The organism is Streptomyces sp. NBC_01497, from assembly GCF_036250695.1.
In the GTDB taxonomy this organism is placed as follows: domain Bacteria; phylum Actinomycetota; class Actinomycetes; order Streptomycetales; family Streptomycetaceae; genus Streptomyces.
In genome coordinates, this window is record NZ_CP109427.1 from 3,450,283 (window position 1) to 3,470,603 (window position 20,321).

The following is a 20,321-nucleotide window of genomic DNA, read 5'->3' on the forward strand; positions in this document are numbered from 1 at the left end:
GCCCCCGTGTCCCCGGCCGGCCAGGTCCCGGGTCGGCCCCGTATCCCCCTCCTCCCCCCGGACCCGTTGTTCCCGGCTGCCGGCCCGCCGTCCCGCGGGGGGCGCATGAAACGCTGCGCCCATGCTCGTACTCCGCTCCGCCGCCCTCTTCGTGGTCGCCGCCCTCTTCGAGATCGGCGGCGCCTGGCTCGTCTGGCAGGGCGTACGGGGCGACGGTGACGCGGGCGGCCGCGGCTGGCCGTGGATCGTCGCGGGCGTCGCGGCCCTCGGCGCGTACGGCTTCGTCGCGACGCTCCAGCCGGACGGGCAGTTCGGCCGCATCCTGGCCGCGTACGGCGGGGTCTTCGTCGCCGGGTCGATCATCTGGGGCGTGGTCGCGGACGGCTACCGGCCGGATCGCTGGGACATCACCGGCGCCCTGATCACCCTCGTGGGCATGTCGGTGATCATGTTCGGCCCCCGGGGCCGCTGACGCGGAAAGCGCCGCGAGGACCGACGCCGGGCACCCCCACGGCCGCGGCCGGGGCCGCCAGTACCGGCCGGGGCGGCGCACGTACCCGAGGGCGGGGCGGGCACACGCACCGTGCCGGGACCGGTCCCGGCACGTACCGAAAGCACCGCGCGACGGAGAGTACCGACCCTCGCGGGCGCCTGCGCGGCCCGGTCGGCCCGGTCGGCCGGTCGGCCCGGTCGGCCCGGTCGGCCCGGTCGGCCCGGTCGGCCCGGTCGGCCCGAGAGTGCGGGCCCCCGGAGGGCGCCGGCGCGAGCGCTCCACGGGCGCCGGCAAACCCGCGGCGTGGCCCGAGGGACGGCTGCCTATCCTGGGGCACATGGGCCCTCGGGCCCGCCGACCCATCTGTACGAGGAGACTCCATGAGCGCCGCAGCCGCCGCGGACCGGCCCACCGCAGCCATCGCCACCGCCGTCGTCACCGGGGCGAGCAGCGGGATCGGCGCGGCGACCGCCCGGCAGCTCGCCGCCGCCGGCTACCACGTCGTCGTGACCGCGCGCCGCGAGGACCGCGTCGCCGCGCTCGCCGAGGAGATCACGGCCGCGGGCGGCAGCGCGAGCGCGTCGGCGCTCGACGTGACGGACCGTGCCGCCGTGGACGCCTTCGCGGCGGACCTCACCGGCGACGCGGCCCGCAGCCCGGTCACGGTCCTCATCAACAACGCGGGCGGGGCGCTCGGGCTCGACCCGGTCGCGGACGGCGTCGTCGCCGAGTGGCGGCAGATGTACGAGACGAACGTCCTCGGCACCCTCAACGTGACGCAGGCCCTGCTGCCCGCCCTCACCGCGAGCGGTGACGGCACGGTCGTGGTCGTCTCCTCGACGGCCGCGCTCGGCACGTACGAGGGCGGCGCGGGCTATGTCGCGGCCAAGCACGGCGAGCACGTCCTCGCCGAGACTTTGCGGCTGGAGATCGTCGGCACGCCGGTCCGGGTGATAGAGGTCGCGCCGGGCATGGTCAAGACCGAGGGCTTCGCCACCACACGCTTCCACGGCGACACGGCGAAGGCGGCGAAGGTGTACGCGGGGGTCGCCGCGCCCCTCACGGCCGATGACGTGGCCGACACGATCACCTGGGCGGTCACCCGCCCCAGCCACGTCAACATCGACCTCCTGGTGGTCAGGCCGCGCGCCCAGGCCTCCAACAGCAAGGTGCACAGGGAGCTTTGATGGAGCCGTCAGCTCTCCCGGCCCCCGCCGGGACGATCCACGCGAGGAGTATCCGATGAACGACAACTTCACCACGCGCGCCCATGACGAGGGCGCCAGGCGCGGCGGCGAAGCCGTCGAGACCTACACGTACTCCGGCCTCACGAGCAGCGGGCAGAGCTGGCGGTCGAGCCCTGGGGAGACGCTGACGAGGCTGCTGGCGGACCTGCTGCACTGGGCCGACGACACGCAGCGGGACTTCGACAAGGCGCTGGAGCGGGCGAGGAAGCTGCACGACACGGAGCTGTGATCCGGGCGGTGCCCGGTCCGCCGCCGCGCTTCGCGCCCGCGCGCTCCGTGTCGCCTCCCCCCGTTCCCCGTTCCCCGTTCTCCCCCCTGTTCCTGTCTCCCGTCGCTGTTTCCCACGGCCCGTGTCCCGATCTTGGCCTTGGCTTCGGCTTCGGCCTCGGCCATCGTCGTGGTCATACGAACTGAACGAATGATCGAGAGATCATCAGTTCAGGTGGTGAACCGGCAATCTTCTGGTGTGAGACCCCCCGTACGGATGATGCTCGTGGTGCGCAGGTGACCGGCCGCGGACCGTCCCGGCGCTCCCGCCCTTGTCCCACGAGGCGGGAACTGACCCACGTCGTGCGCCCTCGGGGCAGCACACAGCAAGGAGAGAGCGAACCATGAACATCCTCACTGGTGTCCTCGCCGGCCTCATCCACTTCGTCGGCTGGCTGGTCTGACACCTGCGAGCACGGGCGCCGGTCTCCGCGAGGAGGCCGGCGCCTTCGCATGTCCGGCGCGACCCCGACGAGGCCCGCGCATGCGGCGCGCCCGAGCGGGTGCGGGTGCGGGCGCCCGGAACCGGTGCGGGTGGTGACTGGTTCACGGCGTCCGCCCCGGGGACTCAGCGCGGCCGGAGCTGTTCGGCCCGCCGCGCGGCCACGCCACCCCGCAGCTCCTCCATCTCCCGCAGCACGGCGGCCCGTTCACGCTTGGCCAGCCGGTCCAGGTACAGCCGCCCGTGAAGATGGTCGGTCTCGTGCTGAAGACAGCGGGCGAAGTAGCCGCGACCCTCCACGACGACCGGCTCACCGCGGGCGTCGTAGCCGCGCACGACGGCGACATCGGTGCGCGGAACGACGCGGTAGGGCCCGGGCACCGACAGGCAGCCCTCCGGCTCCTCGACGAGCCGGCGCTCACCGGCCGGGACGTCGTCCAGGACGGGGTTGAGGATGTGCCCGGTGTGGCGCACACCCCAGTCGTCGTCCATGTCCCAGACGAACAGCCGCAGATCGACACCGACCTGGTTGGCGGCGATGGCGGCGCCCCTGGCGCCGGCGTTGGTGGCGAACATGTCCTCGATCAGCCCGTCGAGCGCGGGCGTCCCGAAGTCCCCGTCGCCGGCGGGTCGGCACCGCCGTCGCAGGATGTCGTCTCCGACCAGGGTGATGGGACGCACGGCGCCACGCGGCTCGGCCTCGGCCATGGACAGCTCCTCGCGGAAAGGAAGAGGTAGGGGCGGACGGCGCGGGAAGTACGGATCACGGCGGCGCGCCCTAAAGACAGCCTCGCCTTGCGCGATCCTTTGCAAAGTAGCACGCTTTGCAAATGAGCCAAGCCCCGTTGCCCCGTTTCACCCCCGCCCCGCCTCCACTCGCGCCCCGCCTGCTGCCCGACCACCCGGTGCGCGTCCGCCTGCTGGACCTGCTGGCCGAACGGGGCACGGTCACCGCCACCGAGGCCGCCGCCCACCTCGGGTACAGCTCCGGCCTGTGCTCCTTCCACCTGCGGCAGCTGGCGCGGTACGGACTGATCGAGGAAGCCCCGACCGACGGCGGCCGGGCGAAGCCGTGGCGGCTGCGCTGGGACGACAGGCCGTCGGCGATGTCAGCGGCGACGGCCGGGGAGGATCTGCCCGTTCCGGCCCGGGCGGGCGACTTCACCGCCCTCACCAGGGAGTTGGAGGACGAGAGCTACGACCGCTGGCTCGCGCACCGCGCCCGGGCGCCGCAGGAGTGGCGCCAGGAGGACTCGTTCAGCGCGGTGGTGTACGTGACGCCCGGCGAGGCAGCGGAGCTGGCGACGGTCCTGCGGGAGCACATGGAGAAGTACGCCGCGCGCGGCGAAGCCCCGTCCGACCGCCCCCGGAACGCGGTGGCCGTCGCGGCGATCAGCCGCGTCTTCCCCCTCCTGACGGCCGACGAGGGGCAGGACCAGGACGCCTGAGCCGGCGCCGGGCCCCGCCCCCTCGACTCGACTCCGCAGCGCTCCGTACCGCTCCGCGCCCCGCGTCAGCCCTTCACGCAGACGACCTGCTTGAGTCGTGCGACCACCTCGACCAGGTCGCCCTGGCGGCCGATGACCTGCTCGATCGGCTTGTACGCGCCGGGAATCTCGTCCACCACGCCGGAGTCCTTCCGGCACTCCACGCCCCGCGTCTGCTCCTGGAGGTCCTCGGCGGAGAAGCGGCGCTTCGCGGCGCTCCGGCTCATGCGCCGCCCCGCGCCGTGCGACGCCGAGTTGAAGGCCGCGCTGTTGCCGAGCCCCTTCACGATGTACGAGCCGGTCCCCATCGACCCGGGGATGATGCCGAGGTCGCCGCTGCCCGCGCGGATCGCGCCCTTGCGGGTGACCAGGAGGTCCATGCCGTCGTACCGTTCCTCCGCCACGTAGTTGTGGTGGCAGGAGATCACCGGCTCGAAGGCGACCTTCGCCTTCTTGAACTCCTTGCGCACGACGTCCTGGAAGAGCCGCATCATGACGGCGCGATTGTGCTTCGCGTACTCCTGGGCCCAGAACAGGTCGTTGCGGTAGTCGCGCATCTGGGGTGTGTCGGCGACGAACACCGCGAGGTCCCGGTCGACGAGTCCCTGGTTGTAGGGGAGGTCCCGTGCGATGCCCATGTGGTGTTCGGCGAGTTCCTTGCCGATGTTGCGGGAACCGCTGTGCAGCATGAGCCAGACCGCGTCGGCCGTATCCACACATACTTCGATGAAGTGATTACCGGATCCCAGCGTGCCGATCTGCTTCCGCGCCCGGTCCTCGCGGTAGTGCACCGCGTTCGCCACGCCCCCGAAGCGGGACCAGAAGTCGCCCCAGCCCGCCGTCGCGAAACCGTGCAGCGCGGACGGGTTCACGGGGTCGTCGTGCAGCCCCCGGCCCACCGGGATGGCCCGTTCGATCTGGGAACGCAGCCGGGACAGATCCCCTGGCAGGTCGCCGGCGCGCAGCGACGTCCTGACCGCCGACATGCCGCATCCGATGTCCACGCCGACCGCCGCCGGGCAGACCGCGCCCTCCATGGCGATGACGGAGCCGACCGTCGCGCCCTTGCCGTAGTGCACGTCCGGCATCACGGCCAGGCCCCTGATCCACGGCAGCGTCGCGACGTTCCGCAGCTGCCGCATCGCCCCGTCCTCGACCTCCCCAGGATCTGCCCACATCCGGATCGGAACCTTCTCACCCGGAATCTCTACATACGTCATGGTTCCTCATTCCCCCGATTTTCTGCGAAGAATTACGATGCACACGGCGCACGGCACCCGGGGCCCCGCGCGGGGCGCGCCGCTCGCGGGGCGCGCGGACACCTGGGCCGACCAGCGGCGTCGACGGCGTGTGCGATACACATTGTGTCCACTCACCGACCGGGGGCGGCAAACGTTTTTCGACCGCCCGCAGACCGTCTTCAAGGAGGCTCCGGACACGTGCTGCGAATCGCGCACACGCCGCACCACGGTGCGCGCCGCAGGTTGTGGGCGCCCGCCGCGGCGGCTCTGCTCGTCGCGTTTCTCGCCGGCGGCTGCACGGCCGGGGGTGGTGCCGACGGCTCGCCCAGCGACGCCAAGCAGGGCGATCCCACACTCGCGCTGCCGGCGCCGGGCAAGTACCGCACCCTGCTGGAGCCCTGCGGCGCCGTGCCGGCGTCCATGCTCAAGGACCTGTTGCCCGGGGTGTCCACCCTCGCCCCCGACCAGCAGGCACGTGCCCTGCAGGGCACGCCCGCGGTGACGTACGACACGGACCGCCGGGTCGGGTGCAGTTGGAAGGCCGACGCACCGGACTCCTCGCACCGGCTGGCCGTGGACATCGAGCGTGTCGTCTCCTACGACACGGCCGTCAGTGACGCCGACCGCGCCAAGCAGGTGTACGAGCAGAAGCAGAAGGCCGCGCACATCCCGGTGTCGGGTTCCGCGTCCCCGCCCTCGACGGGGGACGGCGCGGGCACATCCGCCGGGGGCTCACCGTCGCCATCGGACACCTCCGGCACACCGGACCCTTCGGGCACACCGGGAACAAAGGGCGCACCGAACACACCGGACGTACCGTCTAATTCCCCCTCGGGCACCCCGGGTGGGCCGGACGCCGGCGCGGGAGCGGGCGCGGAGGGGAGCACCGACAGCGACACGCTCGCACCCGGTCTGCAGCCGCGACGGCTGAGCGACCTCGGCGACGCGGCGTTCGTGAACGACGTCCTCGCCCCGTCCGGATCGGCCACCCAGAACCGGACCGTGAGCGTGGTGTTCCGCACATCCAACGTGATCGTCACCATCACGTACACCGCGCAGCCGACGCACTCCGACGAGGTGCCCGACAGCAAAGAACTCCAGGACAGGGCGCAGGCACTGGCGAAGACGCTGGCCGACGAGTTCGACCAGTAGCCCTCCCGGCACCCCCCGGGCGGCGGCACGTCGCACGGGACGAGGTCGGTGACCGGGGCCCTGCGGGAGCTCCACGGCGGTTACCGTGGCCGCTCGGACCGTACGCACCGACCCGTGCGTACGGTGCGTGACGACAACCGTGCACCGACGACCCACGCGCCCCCGAGCGTCGACAATCCGTGACCGAAAGCAATGACTGAAGGAACTATGCGCCGATCAGCCTCGCGACTCCCCCGCATCCTCGCCGCCGCGGCCGTACCCGCGCTGCTCGTCGTCGCCGGCTGCTCGTCCGGCTCCGGCAGCGGTGACGGGAGCGGCAAGGACAGCGCGGACGGCGGCAGCAGCTCCAGCGCCCCGTCCGGCGGGCACTCGCCCTCGGTCGCGCCGGCGAAGTACCGGAGCCTGCCGGACGCCTGCTCGGTGGTCGGCTCGGACACGGTCGGCACCCTCGTGCCCGACGCCAAGCCGAAGGGCGGCACGGCCGGTACGTCGACGGACATCAACGCGCACAGCAGCTGTGCCTGGAACGGCCTGAAGGACAAGGGCGTCCACGGCTCGCAGTACCGCTGGCTGGAGGTGTCGCTGTCGCGGTTCGACTCGCAGACGGCCCTCGGCACCGGCAACGCGCAGGCCTCGAAGCAGTACGCGACCGAGGTCGACGCCGCCCAGACGACGCAGGACGCCAAGAGCGTCATGACCACGCCGGTGACGGGCGCCGGGGACCAGGCCACCTCGGTCACCTACCGGCTGACGAAGTCGGGTGAGGACTTCTCGTACGCGACCGTCGTGGCGCGCACGGACAACGTGGTGGTCTCGCTCACGTACAACGGCGCGGGCTTCGAGGGCGAGAAGTCGCCCAGCACCTCCGAGGTCACGAAGGACGCGGTGACGGCGGCGAAGAACGCCCTCAAGAGCATCGAGAACGGGGGCAGCGGAAGCGACACGGGATCCGGTTCCGGTTCGGGTTCCGGTTCCGGGTCGGGTTCCGGTTCCGGGTCGGGCAAGGCGTCGTCCTCCCCCAGCGCCTCGAAGTCGGCGTCGGGCGGGGCGGGGCACGACCCGGGCAAGCCCGGCGCGTCGTCCTCACCGTCCCCGTCCAAGTCGGACACCAAGTCGGGCGCCCCGAAGCCCTCGGACTCCTCGTCGGCGAAGGCGAGCATGGCGGGCTGACGCCCGCCGCCGTACGCCCCGCGCCCTGCGCCCCGCCGCAGAACAGCGCTCCGGCGTACGGCACCTGCCCCTTTGGGCGGTTCGTCCGGGCCCACTGACCGGGCCCGGACGTCCGTCGTCTCCTCCCGCGCCCGCGTCTTCCGTACGTGTGTGCAAGGCTGTTGCCCCGCCGGCCCCCGCCGGCCCCGCCATCGGGCGGCAAGTCGGCATCTGAGGACGAGAACGGGAGGGGATCGCGCGTGGCCGCGATGCAGCTGTCACGGACGCATCGGATACTGGTCGCTGTCGTCATCACCGGCGCTGTGATCATCGCCGGTATCGGTTTCTCGGGCTCGTACGCCGCCGTGCGTTCGCTCGCCGAGAGCAAGGGGTTCGGCGAGTTCTCGCTCGTCTTCCCGATCGGTATCGACGCCGGCATCTGCGTCCTGCTCGCGCTGGATCTCCTGCTCACCTGGATCCGCATCCCCTTCCCGCTGCTCCGGCAGGCGGCCTGGGTCCTGACGGCCGCGACGATCGCCTTCAACGGCGCGGCGGCCTGGCCCGACCCGCTGGGCGTGGGCATGCACGCGGTCATCCCGCTGCTGTTCATCGTCACGGTCGAGGCGGCGCGGCACGCGGTCGGCCGGATCGCGGACATCACCGCGGACAAGCACATGGAGGGCGTGCGGCTGACCCGCTGGCTGCTGTCGCCCGTACCGACGTTCCTGCTGTGGCGGCGGATGAAGCTGTGGGAGCTGCGCAGCTACGAACAGGTCATCAAGCTCGAACAGGACCGGCTGATCTACCAGTCGAGGCTCCAGGCACGCTTCGGCCGCAGCTGGCGCCGGAAGGCCCCGGTGGAGTCGCTGATGCCGCTGCGGCTCGCCAAGTACGGTGTGCCGCTCGCGGACACGGCGTCGGCGGGCCTCGCGGCGGCGGGTATCGACCCGGTGCCCGCGATCGGCATGGCGGTCGGCGGCGCGGCGGCCCGCGAGCTGACGGCGCCCCGCCCCGTCGCCGGTGACGTCGACCTGACGAAGGAGGCCCCGGGCTTCCCTCAGGGATCAGAACTCCCGCAGCAGGGCGCGCCGATGACGCAGCGCCAGGCGCAACCGCACGACCGGCCGTCACAGGGGCAGGGGCAGGGCCCGGGCCCCTACGGTGGGCAGATCCCCCAACAGCACCCGCAGCAGGGTGACCTGACGGAGCAGCAGCTCCAGCAGCAGCAGGAGTGGGCCGAACAGCAGGGGCAGCCCGAGCCGGACGTCAGCCCCTGGTTCGCGGCGCCCAACATCCCCGAGGGCGCCTACGAGGGCGCGTACAACCCCACGTACGTGGAGGGCCTCGAACCGACCCCGGTGCTGCAGCCGACCGGACCCGGCCGGGTCCGCCCCCAGGGCGGCCCGGGCATACCGGCGCAGCGGCAGCAGCGGCCCGAGTACGCGCAGCGGCTCGACCACGAGCAGCCCCAGGGCCCCGACCAGGGCCAGGCGTACGAACAGGGCCTCGCTCAGGACCAGGCGTACGCGCAGGGTCAGGCCTACGAGCAGGGCCCGGAGTACGAGCAGGGTGGCCCGGAGTACGAACAGGGCCAGGCGTACGAGCAGGGACCCGAGTACGAGCAGCCGCAGGACCACGAGCAGCGGGCCGGGCAGCGGAGCGGGCGGCAGCCCGCGCGGGAAGCCGAAGCGGCGCCGCAGCCCGGTGCGCAGTCCGGCCCCGCCCCGCTCGACGAGCGCGCCGGGGGCGACGAACTGCCCCGCGAGGAGGCGTACTACAACGCCCTCCGCAAGTACATAAGCGAGTACCAGGACATGCCCAACGAGCGGCAGTTCGGCCGCTACCTGCAGGAGATGTACAACTTCCGGGGCCGTTCCGGCGGCCCGCTGAGCGAGAGCACGCTGCGGGCGCCGCTGCGCGAGGCGCAGCGCAGGTTCCAGGAGGACCTGGACTCCGAGCACATCGCCTAGCCCTTACCGCTACCGCTACCGCTTCCGGTCACCGGCGCGGCGCGAGCCGTGCCCCTCGCACCACGTACGCCCCACACACCCCGTACGCCCCGCGGCCCCGGGAACGCCCAAGCGTCCCCGGGGCCGCGGCGACCGGTCACCGCGGGGTCAGACCCCCAGCAGCGTCCGCACCCGGTCCTGGCCCACGGCCAGCAGCAGCGTCGGCAGCCGGGGGCCGGTGTCGCGGCTGACCAGCAGGCGGTAGAGCAGCGCGAAGAACGAGCGCTGCGCGACCTTGAGCTCGGGCGTCGGCTTGGCGTCCGGCTCCAGGCCCGCGAGCATCTTCGGCACGCCGTACACGAGGGTGGTCAGACCGTCGAGGGACCAGTGCGAGTCCAGGCCCTCCGCTAGCAGCCGCAGCGACGCGCGGGCCTCCTCGTCCAGCGAACCCAGCAGTTCCTTGTCGGGCTCTGTGCGCACGACCGTGCGCGCCTCGGCCGGGACCTGGCTGCTGATCCACTGCTCGGCGCGGTCCAGCCGGGGCCGGGCCTCGTCCAGCGAGGTGAGCGGGTGCGACGGGTCCAGTTCGCTGAGGATGCGCAGCGTCTGCTCCTCGGCGCCCGCCGTGATGTCCGCGACGGACGCCAGCGTCCGGTAGGGCAACGGGCGTGGAGTACTGGGCAGTTCACCGGCCGCCGTGCGGACGGCGCGGGAGTGCGCGGCGACGTCGGCGGGCAGCGCCGTCTCGTCCGCGACCTTCCGCGCGAGCGCGTCCCACTCGTCGTAGAGGCGCTGGATCTCCTGGTCGAAGGCGATCTTGAAGGACTGGTTGGGCCGGCGGCGGGCGTACAGCCAGCGCAGCAGCGGCGCCTCCATGATCTTCAGCGCGTCGGCGGGCGTCGGCACGCCGCCCTTGCTGCTGGACATCTTGGCCATGCCGGAGATGCCGACGAAGGCGTACATCGGGCCGATGGGCTGCACGCCGTCGAAGATCTCGCGGACGATCTGGCCGCCCACGACGTACGAGGAGCCCGGCGAGGAGTGGTCGACGCCGGACGGCTCGAAGATCACGCCTTCGTAGGCCCAGCGCATCGGCCAGTCGACCTTCCACACCAGCTTGCCCCGGTTGAACTCGCTGAGCAGCACCGTCTCGCCGAACCCGCACCCCGTGCAGGTGTAGGTGAGCTCGGTCGTCGCGTCGTCGTACGCGGTGACGGTGGTCAGGTCCGTGCCGCACTGTCCGCAGTACGGCTTGTACGGGTAGTAGCCACCGGAGCCGCCGCCGTCGTCCTCGTCGGCCGCGCCGGAGCCCTCAGCGGCCTCGACCTCGGCCGCATCGACGGGCTTCTGCTGCTTCTGGCCCTGCTTGCCCTGGCCGCCCGCGCCGCCCTGCGGCTTGCCCTTGTCCTTGGTGCGGTAGCGGTCGAGGATCGCGTCGATGTCGCCCCGGTGCCGCATCGCGTGCAGGATCTGCTCGCGATAGGTGCCCGAGGTGTACTGCGCGGTCTGGCTGATGCCGTCGTACTCGACGCCCAGCTCGGCCAGCGCCTCGCTCATCGCGGCCTTGAAGTGCTCGGCCCAGTTCGGGTACGGGGACCCGGCCGGGGCGGGCACCGCGGTCAGCGGCTTGCCGATGTGCTCGGCCCAGGACGCGTCGACCCCGGGGACGCCGTTCGGCACCTTGCGGTAGCGGTCGTAGTCGTCCCAGGAGATCAGGTGGCGCGTCTCGTACCCGCGACGGCGGATCTCGTCCGCGACCAGGTGCGGGGTCATGACCTCGCGGAGATTGCCCAGGTGGATGGGGCCGGACGGGGACAGCCCGGACGCGACGACGACCGGTTTGCCCGGCGCACGCCGTTCCGACTCGGCGATGACGTCGTCGGCGAAACGGGAGACCCAGTCGGTCTCGGTGCTCTGAGCCACGGTCGGCACGTCCTTCTTTCTGCTGGGCGCTCGGGTGAAGCGGCGTACGCCATTGTCCCAGGTACGTACGGCAGCGCGAAAACGGCTTGTCGCCCCATGGGACAATGGAGATCAAGACCTGCAACACGGCAGCGCCGACACCCAACAGAAATGGCAGCCAGCCCATGGCCCCGGTTCCTTCCCTCGCCTCGACCGTCGACCAGCGCATCGCCTCCGCCCTCTCGGCCGCCCTGCCGGAAGCCGGTGCGGCCGATGTCCTGCTGCGACGCAGCGACCGGGCGGACTTCCAGGCCAACGGCATCCTGGCGCTCGCCAAGAAGCTCAAGGGCAACCCCAGGGAGCTGGCGACGCGGGTCGTCGGCGAGCTCACCGCGCCCGGCGTGATCGCGGACGTCGAGGTCTCGGGACCCGGCTTCCTCAACATCACCGTCGCGGACCGGGCGATCATCGAGACCCTCGCGGCCCGCCTCGCGGACGAGCGGCTCGGCGTGCCGCTCGCGGAGCACGCCGGGACGACGGTGATCGACTACGCCCAGCCGAACGTGGCCAAGGAGATGCACGTCGGCCACCTGCGGTCCGCCGTCATCGGCGCGGCCATGGTGGAGATCCTGGAGTTCATGGGCGAGAAGGTGATCAGGCGCCACCACATCGGCGACTGGGGCACCCAGTTCGGCATGCTCATCCAGTACCTGATCGAGCACCCGCACGAGCTGGACCGGGGCGCAACGGCTCCCGGCCCCGAAGCCGTGGAGGCCGCCCCCTCGGACGAGGCAGGCGAGGCCGCCATGTCCAACCTGAACCGCCTCTACAAGGCCTCGCGGGCCGTGTTCGACTCCGATGAGGAGTTCAAGGCGCGGGCCCGGGACCGGGTGGTGGCGCTCCAGGCGGGCGACGCGGAGACGACGGCGCTGTGGCAGCGGTTCGTGGACGAGTCGAAGGTCTACTTCTACTCCGTCTTCGGCAAGCTCGACCTGGAGATCCACGACGCCGACATCGTCGGCGAGTCCGGATACAACGACATGCTGGCGGAGACCTGCCGGATCCTGGAGGAGACCGGCGTCGCCGTGCGCTCCGAGGGCGCGCTGTGCGTGTTCTTCGACGACGTGAAGGGCCCGGACGGCAACCAGGTCCCGCTGATCGTCCAGAAGTCCAACGGCGGCTTCGGGTACGCGGCGACCGACCTGTCCGCGATCCGCGACCGGGTGCGCAACCTCGGCGCCGACACCCTGCTGTACGTCGTGGACACCCGGCAGTCCCTGCACTTCAAGATGGTCTTCGAGACCGCGCGCCGGGCCGGCTGGCTCGGCGACGAGGTCGAGGCCGTCCAGCTCGCCTTCGGCACGGTCCTCGGCAAGGACGGCAAGCCGTTCAAGACCCGTGAGGGCGAGACGGTACGGCTGGTGGACCTGCTGGACGAGGCGGTCGACCGGGCCACGGCCGTCGTCCGCGAGAAGGCCGAGAAGGCCGGACTGGGCGAGCCGGAGATCGAGGAGAACGGCCGGTACGTCGGCATCGGCGCGGTCAAGTACGCCGACCTGTCGACGTCCGCCGTCCGGGACTACAAGTTCGACCTCGACCAGATGGTCTCGCTCAGCGGCGACACGTCCGTGTACCTCCAGTACGCGTACGCGCGCATCCGGTCCATCCTGCGCAGGGCCGACGGCACCGCCTCCCCCGCGCCGCACCCCGAGCTGACGCTCGCCCCGGCGGAGCGCGCGCTCGGCCTGCACGTGGACCGCTTCGGCGAGACGCTCGCGGAGGTCGCGGAGGGGTACGAGCCGCACAAGCTGGCCTCGTACCTCTACCAGCTGGCGTCCCTGTTCACGACGTTCTACGACCAGTGCCCGGTGCTGAAGGCCGAAAGCCCCGAGCAGGTCGAGAACCGGCTGCTGCTGTGCGCGGTCACGGCCCGCACGCTGGAGCAGGGCCTGTCCCTGCTGGGCATCAAGGCGCCCGAGCGGCTCTGAGCGGCCCGGTCCCCCGGCCCCGGCCGGGTCCGGGGGCCCGTCGGCGCAGGTCCGGGGCCGGGCCGGGGCGGCAGGCGCGCGCCGGCGCTCCCCGCACAGCGAGGCCGGGCGCCCGGGCCGGGTCAGTCCTCGCTGAAGGTGTGCGTCGCCCGGCGATACGGCCGGCGCACCAGGGCCAGCCGGTCCTGGGGCCACAGCTCGTCGTCCTCGCTCAGATCCAGAACACCGGTACGGCGCAGCAGCCAGATGACCTCCGACTGGTACTCCAGCAGCGCGTCGCCCGGGATCGCGGCGAGGAGCGCGTCCACGGCCCGGATCATGTCGTCCTGCTGGGCCCGTACGTCCGTGAACTTGTCGAGGCGGAACGACACCGACACGGTCGGGGTGAATCCGAGATCGGTGATGACGGGGTGCCACGGTTGCGGGTGTTCCTCGAACACCTGGACAAAGGTGCCACGATGCGTCGTGACGCCCTTCTCCATCCATTCCTGCGCTGAGACGGGCACGTCGAGGAGACCGGCTTCCCGGGCGGCGTGGTCGAGGATTTCGGCGACCTGGCGCGCCGGCAGCGTCGCCGCGATCTCGAAGTCGTAGGAGATTGCCACTGACATTCCTCTGCGATGGTTGCTTACGGGTAGAAGTTCACGACGTTTCCGTCGCCGTCGATCACCAGGACTTCCTTGAGCCCGTCGATGGGCCAGTCCTGCAGCTGGCTCCTCATCTTCGCCATGTCGACGGCACTGTCCTTCAGGTTCAGGACGATACGGTCCGTCTGTCCCTTCTCGACCTTCTTGGCCATCTCTCGCGCGATGTTACGTGCGTTGCTGCCGGACGGGGCGTAGTTGTCGAACACCTCGCCCTCGACGCGGTAGTCCGGGTTCTTCGCCCCGGGCACGTCCGGGTTCTGCTCGACGTCGTACCCCTCCCGCGACAGGATGTCCGCCGACTCGTTCTCCCTGCCCAGGGCCCGCAGGGTCTCCGCGTCGTCCTTGGGGCTCGTGGACGTGCGGCGGCCTGAGGGCTTCGCGTCCGGGTCGGGTTCGTTCGACGGCTGGGTGGTGTCCCCGTCGGCTCCGCCCTCCGCCGGTTCGCGGGTCTCGGTCTCGGTGAGCTCGCGGTCGAGTGCCTCGTCGACCTCGGTGGTCTCCGCGTCGACGGCTTCGATCTCGGGCACGGCCTCGGCAGCCGCCTCCAACTCCGTGCCGACATCCGCGATGACAGCGGTGTCGATCTCCGCGATCGCCGCTTCCGCCGTCGCCTCGACACCACCGAGGATCGCACCGGCCTCCGCCCCGTCCAGGGCAGCCGCACCCGCGTCCGAAGCACCAGCCGTGACCACCGTCAGGAGCACGCCGACCGCCGTCGTCAGACCGACCGCGATACCCGCCCCGGCCAGCTTCTCCTCCGTACTGCTGTGCGCCTCATCAATGGCATGCGCGAACTTGTCACACGCCGACGCCAACTTGTCGCACGCGTCATGCGCCGCCGACAGCGGCGCCTTCCCCGTGTTCCCGCCGTCCTGCCAGATCTTGGCCCAGAAACCGGCCATCGCACGCACGGAATCATCCGAGTTGTTGTCCGTCAGCGACTGCACCTGCCCGTGCAGGGACCGACCGATCCCCTGGATCGCCGTGGACGCCGTCCGATAGGCGGTGGCAGCATCCCTGAGCTTGTCCTGATGCCCGTTCGGCCAGTACTTCGCGATGACCGAGGGCACCGACGAATGCCCCGGCCCGACCGCCGACGCCGGGTCCGGATACATGATGTCGGTGACCACCAACGGCCACGGATACAGCTTCGGCGCGCCCTTGCCCTTGGCGGCATTCGAGTGGTGATCGGCCTTGAGATAGTTGTTGGCCGTCGTCACCAGCGCTTCCGAGGCCTGCCCGATCGCACGGATACCCGCGGACAGCGTGTGGAACAGCGCCTTGGCCGCCGGATCGTACTTCCGCGCGAAGTTATGGCCGTAATCGTCGTTGCCCGCCATACCCGCCGCGCTCTGCAACGCCGCGTTCAGCGCACTCGCCGCCGTGTCGAGATCGTTCTGCCCCGTGGCGAACTTCCCCGCCACCGCGTTCAGATCATCCGGATACAGATCGATCGACTGGCTTCCGCCCCCACCACCATCGTCCGCCGGGCGGCTCACCGGCCACTCCCCGTACGGCCGTGCCCGATGGACGTCCGGCTGTGGCTGGTCCCACGTGCCGTCCTGAGTCCGTCGTACCTCACTGAGAGCCCCCGTCTCGTTCGACGGTCTCCAGGATCACCACAACCACCGTGCAGGACAAGGAAATTCAGTCGCGGTTTGACCTCAAAGCCCGCCGCCTCCCCGGCGACGGGGCCGGTCTCGCCCGGAATGCTCCCCCGGCGGACCCGTGACCTGCCCGTTCCGGTGGTTCAGCAGTTCCTCGTTGCAGTCCTCAACAGACCACCGCGTACGAGCGCTTCGCGCCTCCTCACGTTGCCTCCCCAGCGCGACGCACACGGCACAACCGTCCGTGGGGACGGGCTCCAGGTGCCAGGCGACCGGAGCCTCCCCGCCCACCTTCTCGGTGTCCTTCATTCCGGCAGCCGTCCCAGTCCGTGAAGTACCCGCTCCATCAGCTGTCTTGTCGGCAGGTCGTACCTGCGGGGGACATGGCCCGGCACCAGGCGCCAGAACCCCCCGCCGTGGACGACGACCTGACGCTCCGCCGCCCGGTCCTCTTCCATCCCGCCCGATCCACGTTCACACACGAGCCCGCTACCTCTCCGTCCCTCCGCCCTCACTGTCCGTGCATCTAGAATCGGCGGAGCCGCTCGTGCTCACCAGACAGGCGGCTTGGACACGCCCATCTGTCCAGCGGACCGGCCGGAGGATTCGCATGAGCGTCGAGGACGAGAACGCGGAAACCGTGGCCGCGACCGCGTCACCGCTCACCCACTTCGGCGCCGAAGTGCGCCTGGAGCGCGAGCGTCTGGGCATGTCACGTGCGGAACTGGGCAAGGAGGCCTGCTGCGGCTACTCCCTCATCGCGAAGATCGAGTCCGGCGAGCGGGTGCCCTCCCTGGACTTCGCGGAGACCTGCGACCGGGTGTTCCCGCACGCGGGCGGCCGTTTCGTACGGCTGTGGCCGCTGGCCCTGCGGTACGCGTTCCCGCCGTGGTTCCGGCGGTACGTGGAGCTCGAATGGTCGGCCACCGCCATCCGCATGTTCCACCCGCTGCTCCTGCCCGGTCTGGTACAGACGCAGGAGTACGCCCACGAGATCCTGCGGACCGGCCGTCCCACCGGGCTCGACGACCTGGTCACCGCCCGCATGGAACGACAACGCATCCTGACCCGGGACACCCCGCCGCGCCTGTGGCTCGTCCTGGACGAGGGGGTCCTCAGAAGGGCCGTCGGCGGCGCGTCCGTCATGCGGAAGCAACTCGAACGCCTCCGGGCCCTGGCGGACTCGCCACCCCACGTCGTCCAGATCATTCCGAGCAGGATCGCGGCCTACCCCGGATCGGGTGCGCCGTTCGGACTCCTGTCCTTCAGCGATGGCCGGGACGTCGTCCACGTGGACGGTTTCCCCAAGGGCTACGTTCTCGCGGAAGCGGAGGATGTGGCAGCGGCGACAACTGCCTATGATCTGCTCACGGCAGTTGCCCTACCGCCCGACGAGTCCGCCCCGCTGATCGACTCGATCCTTAAGGATTGCTTCTCGTGACCACATCGGCCCGGATACCGGACGCGGCATGGCGGGCGTCAACGTACAGCGGCAGCAACGGCGGAGAGTGCGTCCAGGTCGCCGACCACGTCCCCGGCGTCGTCCCCGTGCGTGATTCCAAGGACCCGGCCGGCCCGGTGCTCGTCTTCCGCCCGAGCGCCTTCTCCGCGTTCGTCGGGGCAGTCCGGCAGGGCCCCTTGTCCTCTTCCTGACGCGTGCGGCGCGCCCCTCAAGACGTGAGCCCCCGGCTCAGCGTGTCTCGCCCCGCGCGAGCGATCCCTGGGTCGGCTGCGCGTGCGGGCGGGCCTTCATTCCCGCTGCCGCACGCAGTTCGTCGGCCCGGCGTGCCACGTCCACCTGCGCGGGGACGCGGCGGAACGTGTCGGGTACGCGGTCGATGACCACGCCCGCCTCCTCGGCCGCGTCGTAGGCGGTCATCTCCTCACGGCACTCGACGCAGACGCCGTTGATCAGCGGACTGACGTTGTCAGGTACGTCGCAGGTGACACAGACCATCATCACGCGCCTCACGTAGGCGCGTTCTTCGACGGGCTCGGGCGGCATCTTCTTCTCCAGTCGGGTACGGGCGATCGCAGCGGGGCTGTGCAGCGGGTGCGGCAGACCCTCGGTCAGTGAACGCGTGAGGTGTTCCGGAGTGGCGCCGCGCTCGAACCACCGTGCGGCCAGGGGCTCCAGGGCCGCGCACTCGGCGGCGGACAGCGTCATGCGGGGCTCCGCCCGGCCGAGCCGCTGGAGCGCCCGGTAGGCGTCGGAGGGGATGGGGGCGGGGGCCGCAGAGGACGCGGTCGGCGCGGGCCACGGGGCGGGCGCTGCGGCCGGGGCCTGCTCGACCGGCGCGTCCCACGGGGCCGCCGGGTCCGGCTCTGCTGCGACGTCCCATGGAGCTGCCGGGGCCGGCTCGGCCGCTCGGGCCAACGCCGCTGCTGCGGCCGGCGGTTGCACACCGGAATCTCCCGGCTCTGCCTCGCGGACACCGGGCGCTTCGTGCGCCGCCGATTCCCGCGCCCGCCGGGCGCGCTCGGTGAGGTCGATCCCGCACATGCTCTCGACGAAGGCCCGCCACCAGTCGTCCGCCCTCGGCGTGCGCGAGAAGAACGTGTGGGTCACCCAGCGGAACGTGTTGTCGTCGAGCTGGAGATGCTCCTTGATCCGGCGCAAGTGGCCCGCTTCGGAAAGGAAGTTGAGCGCCTTTCCGCAGGCCTGCTGGCCGTGGTCGGCCAGGTTCGCGGCAAGGGCCTTGTAGCCGATGGCCGCGCCCTCGGGCAGCCGGTCGACGTATGCGGCGACGGCCGCTTCCCTCGTGCGCAGGTGTGCGAAATCTGCGTCGCCGCGTGGGCGTTGGTCGGGGGCGCTGCGCTTGCCGTATCCCGGCTTGGCCGTGGGATGTGCGCGCGCGGGCAGGACAGCACTAAACTTGTCGCAAGCCACGATCGATTCCTGTTTCGTCGATGTGCTGGTCAGGCCCCGTTCGGTGTTGGTAGCACCGGCCGGGGCTGCTTAATGCTGCGAACGGTAAACGGTCAACACGCTCCGCCGCAACTCGGTCACGCAAAGCCATCCCCGCTCGTCAGCGGGGGTCGGGGGGAAGGGTGGTTTCCACCAACCCACCCACTCCACTGAAGAGGGCTCGGGACCCGGCGCCCGGAACCCGGGGCTCAAGCCCCGGGACGGCGTGCGGTCTTGAGACAGCGGAAAGCCGAGGCGACCGGCCCGGGACCGTTCGCCGGCGCCCCGCTCTGCCGCCCCGACCACCTCGGTACTCAGCCGCCCTGCGGCCCGGCCACCTCGATGCTCACCTGCGTGCCGAGCTCGCGGAAGCCGAGGGCGGCAGCGACCCGCCGGGAGGCCACGGGCCGCGCCCGCCACTGCGGGAGCAGCCCCGCCGCGAGGGCGTGCGCCACTGCCGCCGCGCCGCTGACGCGGGCCAGGCCCCGACCCCGGGCGGCCGGAGCGGTCAGCACGCAGAGATGCGCGGCGGCCCCCGGCCAGCGCCGGTACCCGGCGGCGGCCACGATCCGGTCCCCCGCGCCGCCACCCTCCCGCACGACGAAGGCGGGCGAAGTGATCTCCCGCAGCCCGGACTCGTCGATCTCCTCCTCGGTGCAGGCGGACCACAACTCCCGCAAGCCCTCGGCCTCCTCGCACGCGGTCGCAGCCACCGTTCCCCCGGCCGGACGGCGGAAGGCCGCCTCCGACACGTACGCCAGCGCCGCAGGACCGAGGACCGCGCCCGTCCGCAGCGGCAGGGCGCGCCGTACGGTCTCCGCGTCGGCGAGGCCCCCGGCCGTGAGGCCACCGGCGACCGCCGTGCGCACGGCCCGAGCTCGCTCCCCGTCCGGTGCGGTCACCAGACCCGCCCCGCCGATCACCACCAGGCCGAGCCACCCGGGCGGGCACAGCAGCGAGGACGGCGCCACCACCACCCGTACCGATCCCGCCGGTCCGAACGCGGCGGGCGGGGACGGTACGCGGGCAGCGTGCGGGGACGGCACGGAGCCGGCGGGAACCGGGGAAGCCGTTCCCGAGGCCAGCCCCGCCCACAACTCCTGGGCGCGTTCGCTCAGATCACGCTCGTCCGTCATCCGGCACCCCGCCGTGCTGCCAGGTGTCCAGCAGGGCCTCACCCGAGCGGATCGGTGGCAGGTCCGCGCGGCCGAAGCCCGCCGACCGGGCGACCGCCGCACTCGCCGCGTTCTCCGCCACGATGCGCAGCAGCACGCGGCGCGCGCCCAGCGTGTCGTACGCGTACGCCGTGACGATCCGCAGCGCGCGCACCGCGAGGCCCTGCCCCCGGTGGCGCGGGCCGATCACGTACCCCGCCTCGATGTCGAAACGGTTCTCCGGCGTCGTGAACAGCAGGACCTCACCGAGCGGGGTGTCCCCGTCCGTGGTGACCGCCCACTGGACCTTGTGCCCCTCCGCCCGCGCCTCTTCCCCCCGGGTCAGGTAGGCGCGGGCCGCCGCCTCGTCGAACGGCGAGGCCAGCGGCGTGAAACGGGCCACATCCGGATCGTCGAAGAGCGCGGTCATCGCCGGCACGTCCGCCCGGGTCCACTCCCGCAGGACGAGTCCCTCACCGGCGACCCGCACCGGCTCGTCCGGGCCGGGGAAGCGGGGCGGGAGCGGCGGAAGGAGAGGCGCGGACGGCGGTTCCGGCAGCCCGGTGACGGTGGAGGAACCGGGCCCCGGGCCGGAGTCGGCGCCTCGGGAAGGATCGGGATCGGGTCGGGTCACGCGGGCTCCTCGTCCGTTCACGGCCGGGCGACCCGTGCGCGTACCGGCGGCGGC

General features: G+C 71.8%; 19 protein-coding genes. 10 read left to right on the forward strand and 9 right to left on the reverse strand.

Features of this window, described 5'->3' with window-relative positions:
- Nucleotides 1-121 precede the first annotated feature (121 nt).
- The 3 genes from OG310_RS14715 (at nucleotide 122) to OG310_RS14725 (ending at nucleotide 1,969) form a co-directional block, all read left to right on the forward strand.
- Nucleotides 122-472: a YnfA family protein gene (locus OG310_RS14715; protein WP_329456330.1), complete on the forward strand. Its 351-nt coding sequence runs from the start codon at nucleotides 122-124 to the stop codon at nucleotides 470-472.
- A 401-nt stretch (nucleotides 473-873) separates the two neighbouring features.
- Nucleotides 874-1,680, forward strand: coding sequence for an SDR family NAD(P)-dependent oxidoreductase (locus OG310_RS14720; RefSeq protein ID WP_329456331.1), 807 nt, complete (start codon nucleotides 874-876; stop codon nucleotides 1,678-1,680).
- A 55-nt stretch (nucleotides 1,681-1,735) separates the two neighbouring features.
- Nucleotides 1,736-1,969 carry a hypothetical protein gene (locus OG310_RS14725; protein WP_329456332.1) on the forward strand — a complete coding sequence of 78 codons (234 nt, stop codon included), beginning with the start codon at nucleotides 1,736-1,738 and terminating at the stop codon, nucleotides 1,967-1,969.
- A 606-nt stretch (nucleotides 1,970-2,575) separates the two neighbouring features.
- Here OG310_RS14725 and def read toward each other — a convergent pair.
- Nucleotides 2,576-3,157 carry a peptide deformylase gene (gene def / locus OG310_RS14730; protein WP_329456333.1) on the reverse strand — a complete coding sequence of 194 codons (582 nt, stop codon included), beginning with the start codon at nucleotides 3,155-3,157 and terminating at the stop codon, nucleotides 2,576-2,578.
- Nucleotides 3,158-3,279: 122 nt separating this feature from the next.
- On the opposite strand from def, the gene OG310_RS14735 reads away from it, so the two are divergent.
- Nucleotides 3,280-3,897 carry a winged helix-turn-helix domain-containing protein gene (locus OG310_RS14735; protein WP_329456334.1) on the forward strand — a complete coding sequence of 206 codons (618 nt, stop codon included), beginning with the start codon at nucleotides 3,280-3,282 and terminating at the stop codon, nucleotides 3,895-3,897.
- Nucleotides 3,898-3,962: 65 nt separating this feature from the next.
- On the opposite strand, the gene OG310_RS14740 is transcribed toward OG310_RS14735, so the two are convergent.
- A complete protein-coding gene (locus tag OG310_RS14740; protein ID WP_329456335.1) occupies nucleotides 3,963-5,156 on the reverse strand; it encodes an RtcB family protein in 1,194 nt (397 codons plus the stop codon).
- Nucleotides 5,157-5,375: 219 nt separating this feature from the next.
- Between OG310_RS14740 and OG310_RS14745 the strand changes: the two genes are divergently transcribed.
- From OG310_RS14745 to OG310_RS14755, 3 genes are all read left to right on the forward strand, one after another.
- The gene (locus tag OG310_RS14745; protein WP_329456336.1) at nucleotides 5,376-6,329 is read left to right on the forward strand and encodes a DUF3558 domain-containing protein; all 954 of its coding nucleotides are present in this window, start codon (nucleotides 5,376-5,378) and stop codon (nucleotides 6,327-6,329) included.
- A gap of 207 nt (nucleotides 6,330-6,536) precedes the next feature.
- A complete protein-coding gene (locus OG310_RS14750) occupies nucleotides 6,537-7,499 on the forward strand; it encodes a DUF3558 domain-containing protein (RefSeq protein ID WP_329456337.1) in 963 nt (320 codons plus the stop codon).
- A gap of 239 nt (nucleotides 7,500-7,738) precedes the next feature.
- Entirely contained in the window at nucleotides 7,739-9,448 is a 1,710-nt protein-coding gene (locus tag OG310_RS14755; RefSeq protein WP_329456338.1) for a DUF2637 domain-containing protein, read from the forward strand.
- 147 nt (nucleotides 9,449-9,595) lie between these two features.
- Here OG310_RS14755 and lysS read toward each other — a convergent pair whose 3' ends face one another.
- Nucleotides 9,596-11,359, reverse strand: coding sequence for a lysine--tRNA ligase (gene lysS / locus OG310_RS14760; protein ID WP_329456339.1), 1,764 nt, complete (start codon nucleotides 11,357-11,359; stop codon nucleotides 9,596-9,598).
- Between the two features lie 155 nt (nucleotides 11,360-11,514).
- Between lysS and argS the strand changes: the two genes are divergently transcribed.
- Nucleotides 11,515-13,317 (forward strand): arginine--tRNA ligase, encoded by a 1,803-nt coding sequence (gene argS / locus OG310_RS14765; protein WP_329460190.1) that lies wholly within the window; start codon nucleotides 11,515-11,517, stop codon nucleotides 13,315-13,317.
- Between the two features lie 122 nt (nucleotides 13,318-13,439).
- On the opposite strand, the gene OG310_RS14770 is transcribed toward argS, so the two are convergent.
- From OG310_RS14770 to OG310_RS14780, 3 genes are all read right to left on the reverse strand, one after another.
- Nucleotides 13,440-13,922, reverse strand: a complete 483-nt coding sequence (locus tag OG310_RS14770; RefSeq protein ID WP_329456340.1) for a SitI3 family protein — start codon at nucleotides 13,920-13,922, stop codon at nucleotides 13,440-13,442.
- A 23-nt stretch (nucleotides 13,923-13,945) separates the two neighbouring features.
- The gene (locus OG310_RS14775) at nucleotides 13,946-15,463 is read right to left on the reverse strand and encodes a WXG100-like domain-containing protein (protein ID WP_329456341.1); all 1,518 of its coding nucleotides are present in this window, start codon (nucleotides 15,461-15,463) and stop codon (nucleotides 13,946-13,948) included.
- A 413-nt stretch (nucleotides 15,464-15,876) separates the two neighbouring features.
- Nucleotides 15,877-16,029, reverse strand: a complete 153-nt coding sequence (locus OG310_RS14780; RefSeq protein ID WP_329456342.1) for a hypothetical protein — start codon at nucleotides 16,027-16,029, stop codon at nucleotides 15,877-15,879.
- Nucleotides 16,030-16,181: 152 nt separating this feature from the next.
- On the opposite strand from OG310_RS14780, the gene OG310_RS14785 reads away from it, so the two are divergent.
- Together OG310_RS14785 and OG310_RS14790 are read left to right on the forward strand one after the other, a co-directional pair.
- Nucleotides 16,182-17,012: a helix-turn-helix domain-containing protein gene (locus OG310_RS14785; protein ID WP_329456343.1), complete on the forward strand. Its 831-nt coding sequence runs from the start codon at nucleotides 16,182-16,184 to the stop codon at nucleotides 17,010-17,012.
- Nucleotides 17,009-17,224, forward strand: coding sequence for a DUF397 domain-containing protein (locus tag OG310_RS14790; RefSeq protein WP_329456344.1), 216 nt, complete (start codon nucleotides 17,009-17,011; stop codon nucleotides 17,222-17,224). Before OG310_RS14785 ends, OG310_RS14790 begins: the two co-directional genes overlap by 4 nt.
- Nucleotides 17,225-17,261: 37 nt before the next feature.
- On the opposite strand, the gene OG310_RS14795 is transcribed toward OG310_RS14790, so the two are convergent.
- The 3 genes from OG310_RS14795 to OG310_RS14805 form a co-directional block, all read right to left on the reverse strand.
- Nucleotides 17,262-18,461, reverse strand: a complete 1,200-nt coding sequence (locus OG310_RS14795) for a hypothetical protein (protein WP_329456345.1) — start codon at nucleotides 18,459-18,461, stop codon at nucleotides 17,262-17,264.
- Nucleotides 18,462-18,793: 332 nt separating this feature from the next.
- On the reverse strand, nucleotides 18,794-19,615 hold the full coding sequence (locus OG310_RS14800; protein WP_329456346.1) for a GNAT family N-acetyltransferase: 822 nt from the start codon (nucleotides 19,613-19,615) through the stop codon (nucleotides 18,794-18,796).
- Nucleotides 19,599-20,267 (reverse strand): GNAT family N-acetyltransferase, encoded by a 669-nt coding sequence (locus tag OG310_RS14805; protein ID WP_329456347.1) that lies wholly within the window; start codon nucleotides 20,265-20,267, stop codon nucleotides 19,599-19,601. The genes OG310_RS14800 and OG310_RS14805 overlap by 17 nt, the downstream gene beginning before the upstream one ends.
- Nucleotides 20,268-20,321 lie beyond the last annotated feature (54 nt).

Bases quoted from the DNA above. Each gene is read 5' to 3' on its own strand.
- OG310_RS14725 (WP_329456332.1), top strand. From the start codon at position 1,736: ATGAACGACAACTTCACCACGCGCGCCCATGACGAGGGCGCCAGGCGC.
- OG310_RS14800 (WP_329456346.1), bottom strand. From the start codon at position 19,615: ATGACGGACGAGCGTGATCTGAGCGAACGCGCCCAGGAGTTGTGGGCG.
- OG310_RS14780 (WP_329456342.1), bottom strand. From the start codon at position 16,029: ATGGAAGAGGACCGGGCGGCGGAGCGTCAGGTCGTCGTCCACGGCGGG.
- OG310_RS14715 (WP_329456330.1), top strand. From the start codon at position 122: ATGCTCGTACTCCGCTCCGCCGCCCTCTTCGTGGTCGCCGCCCTCTTC.
- OG310_RS14735 (WP_329456334.1), top strand. From the start codon at position 3,280: ATGAGCCAAGCCCCGTTGCCCCGTTTCACCCCCGCCCCGCCTCCACTC.
- argS (WP_329460190.1), top strand. From the start codon at position 11,515: ATGGCCCCGGTTCCTTCCCTCGCCTCGACCGTCGACCAGCGCATCGCC.
- OG310_RS14740 (WP_329456335.1), bottom strand. From the start codon at position 5,156: ATGACGTATGTAGAGATTCCGGGTGAGAAGGTTCCGATCCGGATGTGG.
- OG310_RS14750 (WP_329456337.1), top strand. From the start codon at position 6,537: ATGCGCCGATCAGCCTCGCGACTCCCCCGCATCCTCGCCGCCGCGGCC.
- def (WP_329456333.1), bottom strand. From the start codon at position 3,157: ATGGCCGAGGCCGAGCCGCGTGGCGCCGTGCGTCCCATCACCCTGGTC.
- OG310_RS14785 (WP_329456343.1), top strand. From the start codon at position 16,182: ATGAGCGTCGAGGACGAGAACGCGGAAACCGTGGCCGCGACCGCGTCA.
- OG310_RS14720 (WP_329456331.1), top strand. From the start codon at position 874: ATGAGCGCCGCAGCCGCCGCGGACCGGCCCACCGCAGCCATCGCCACC.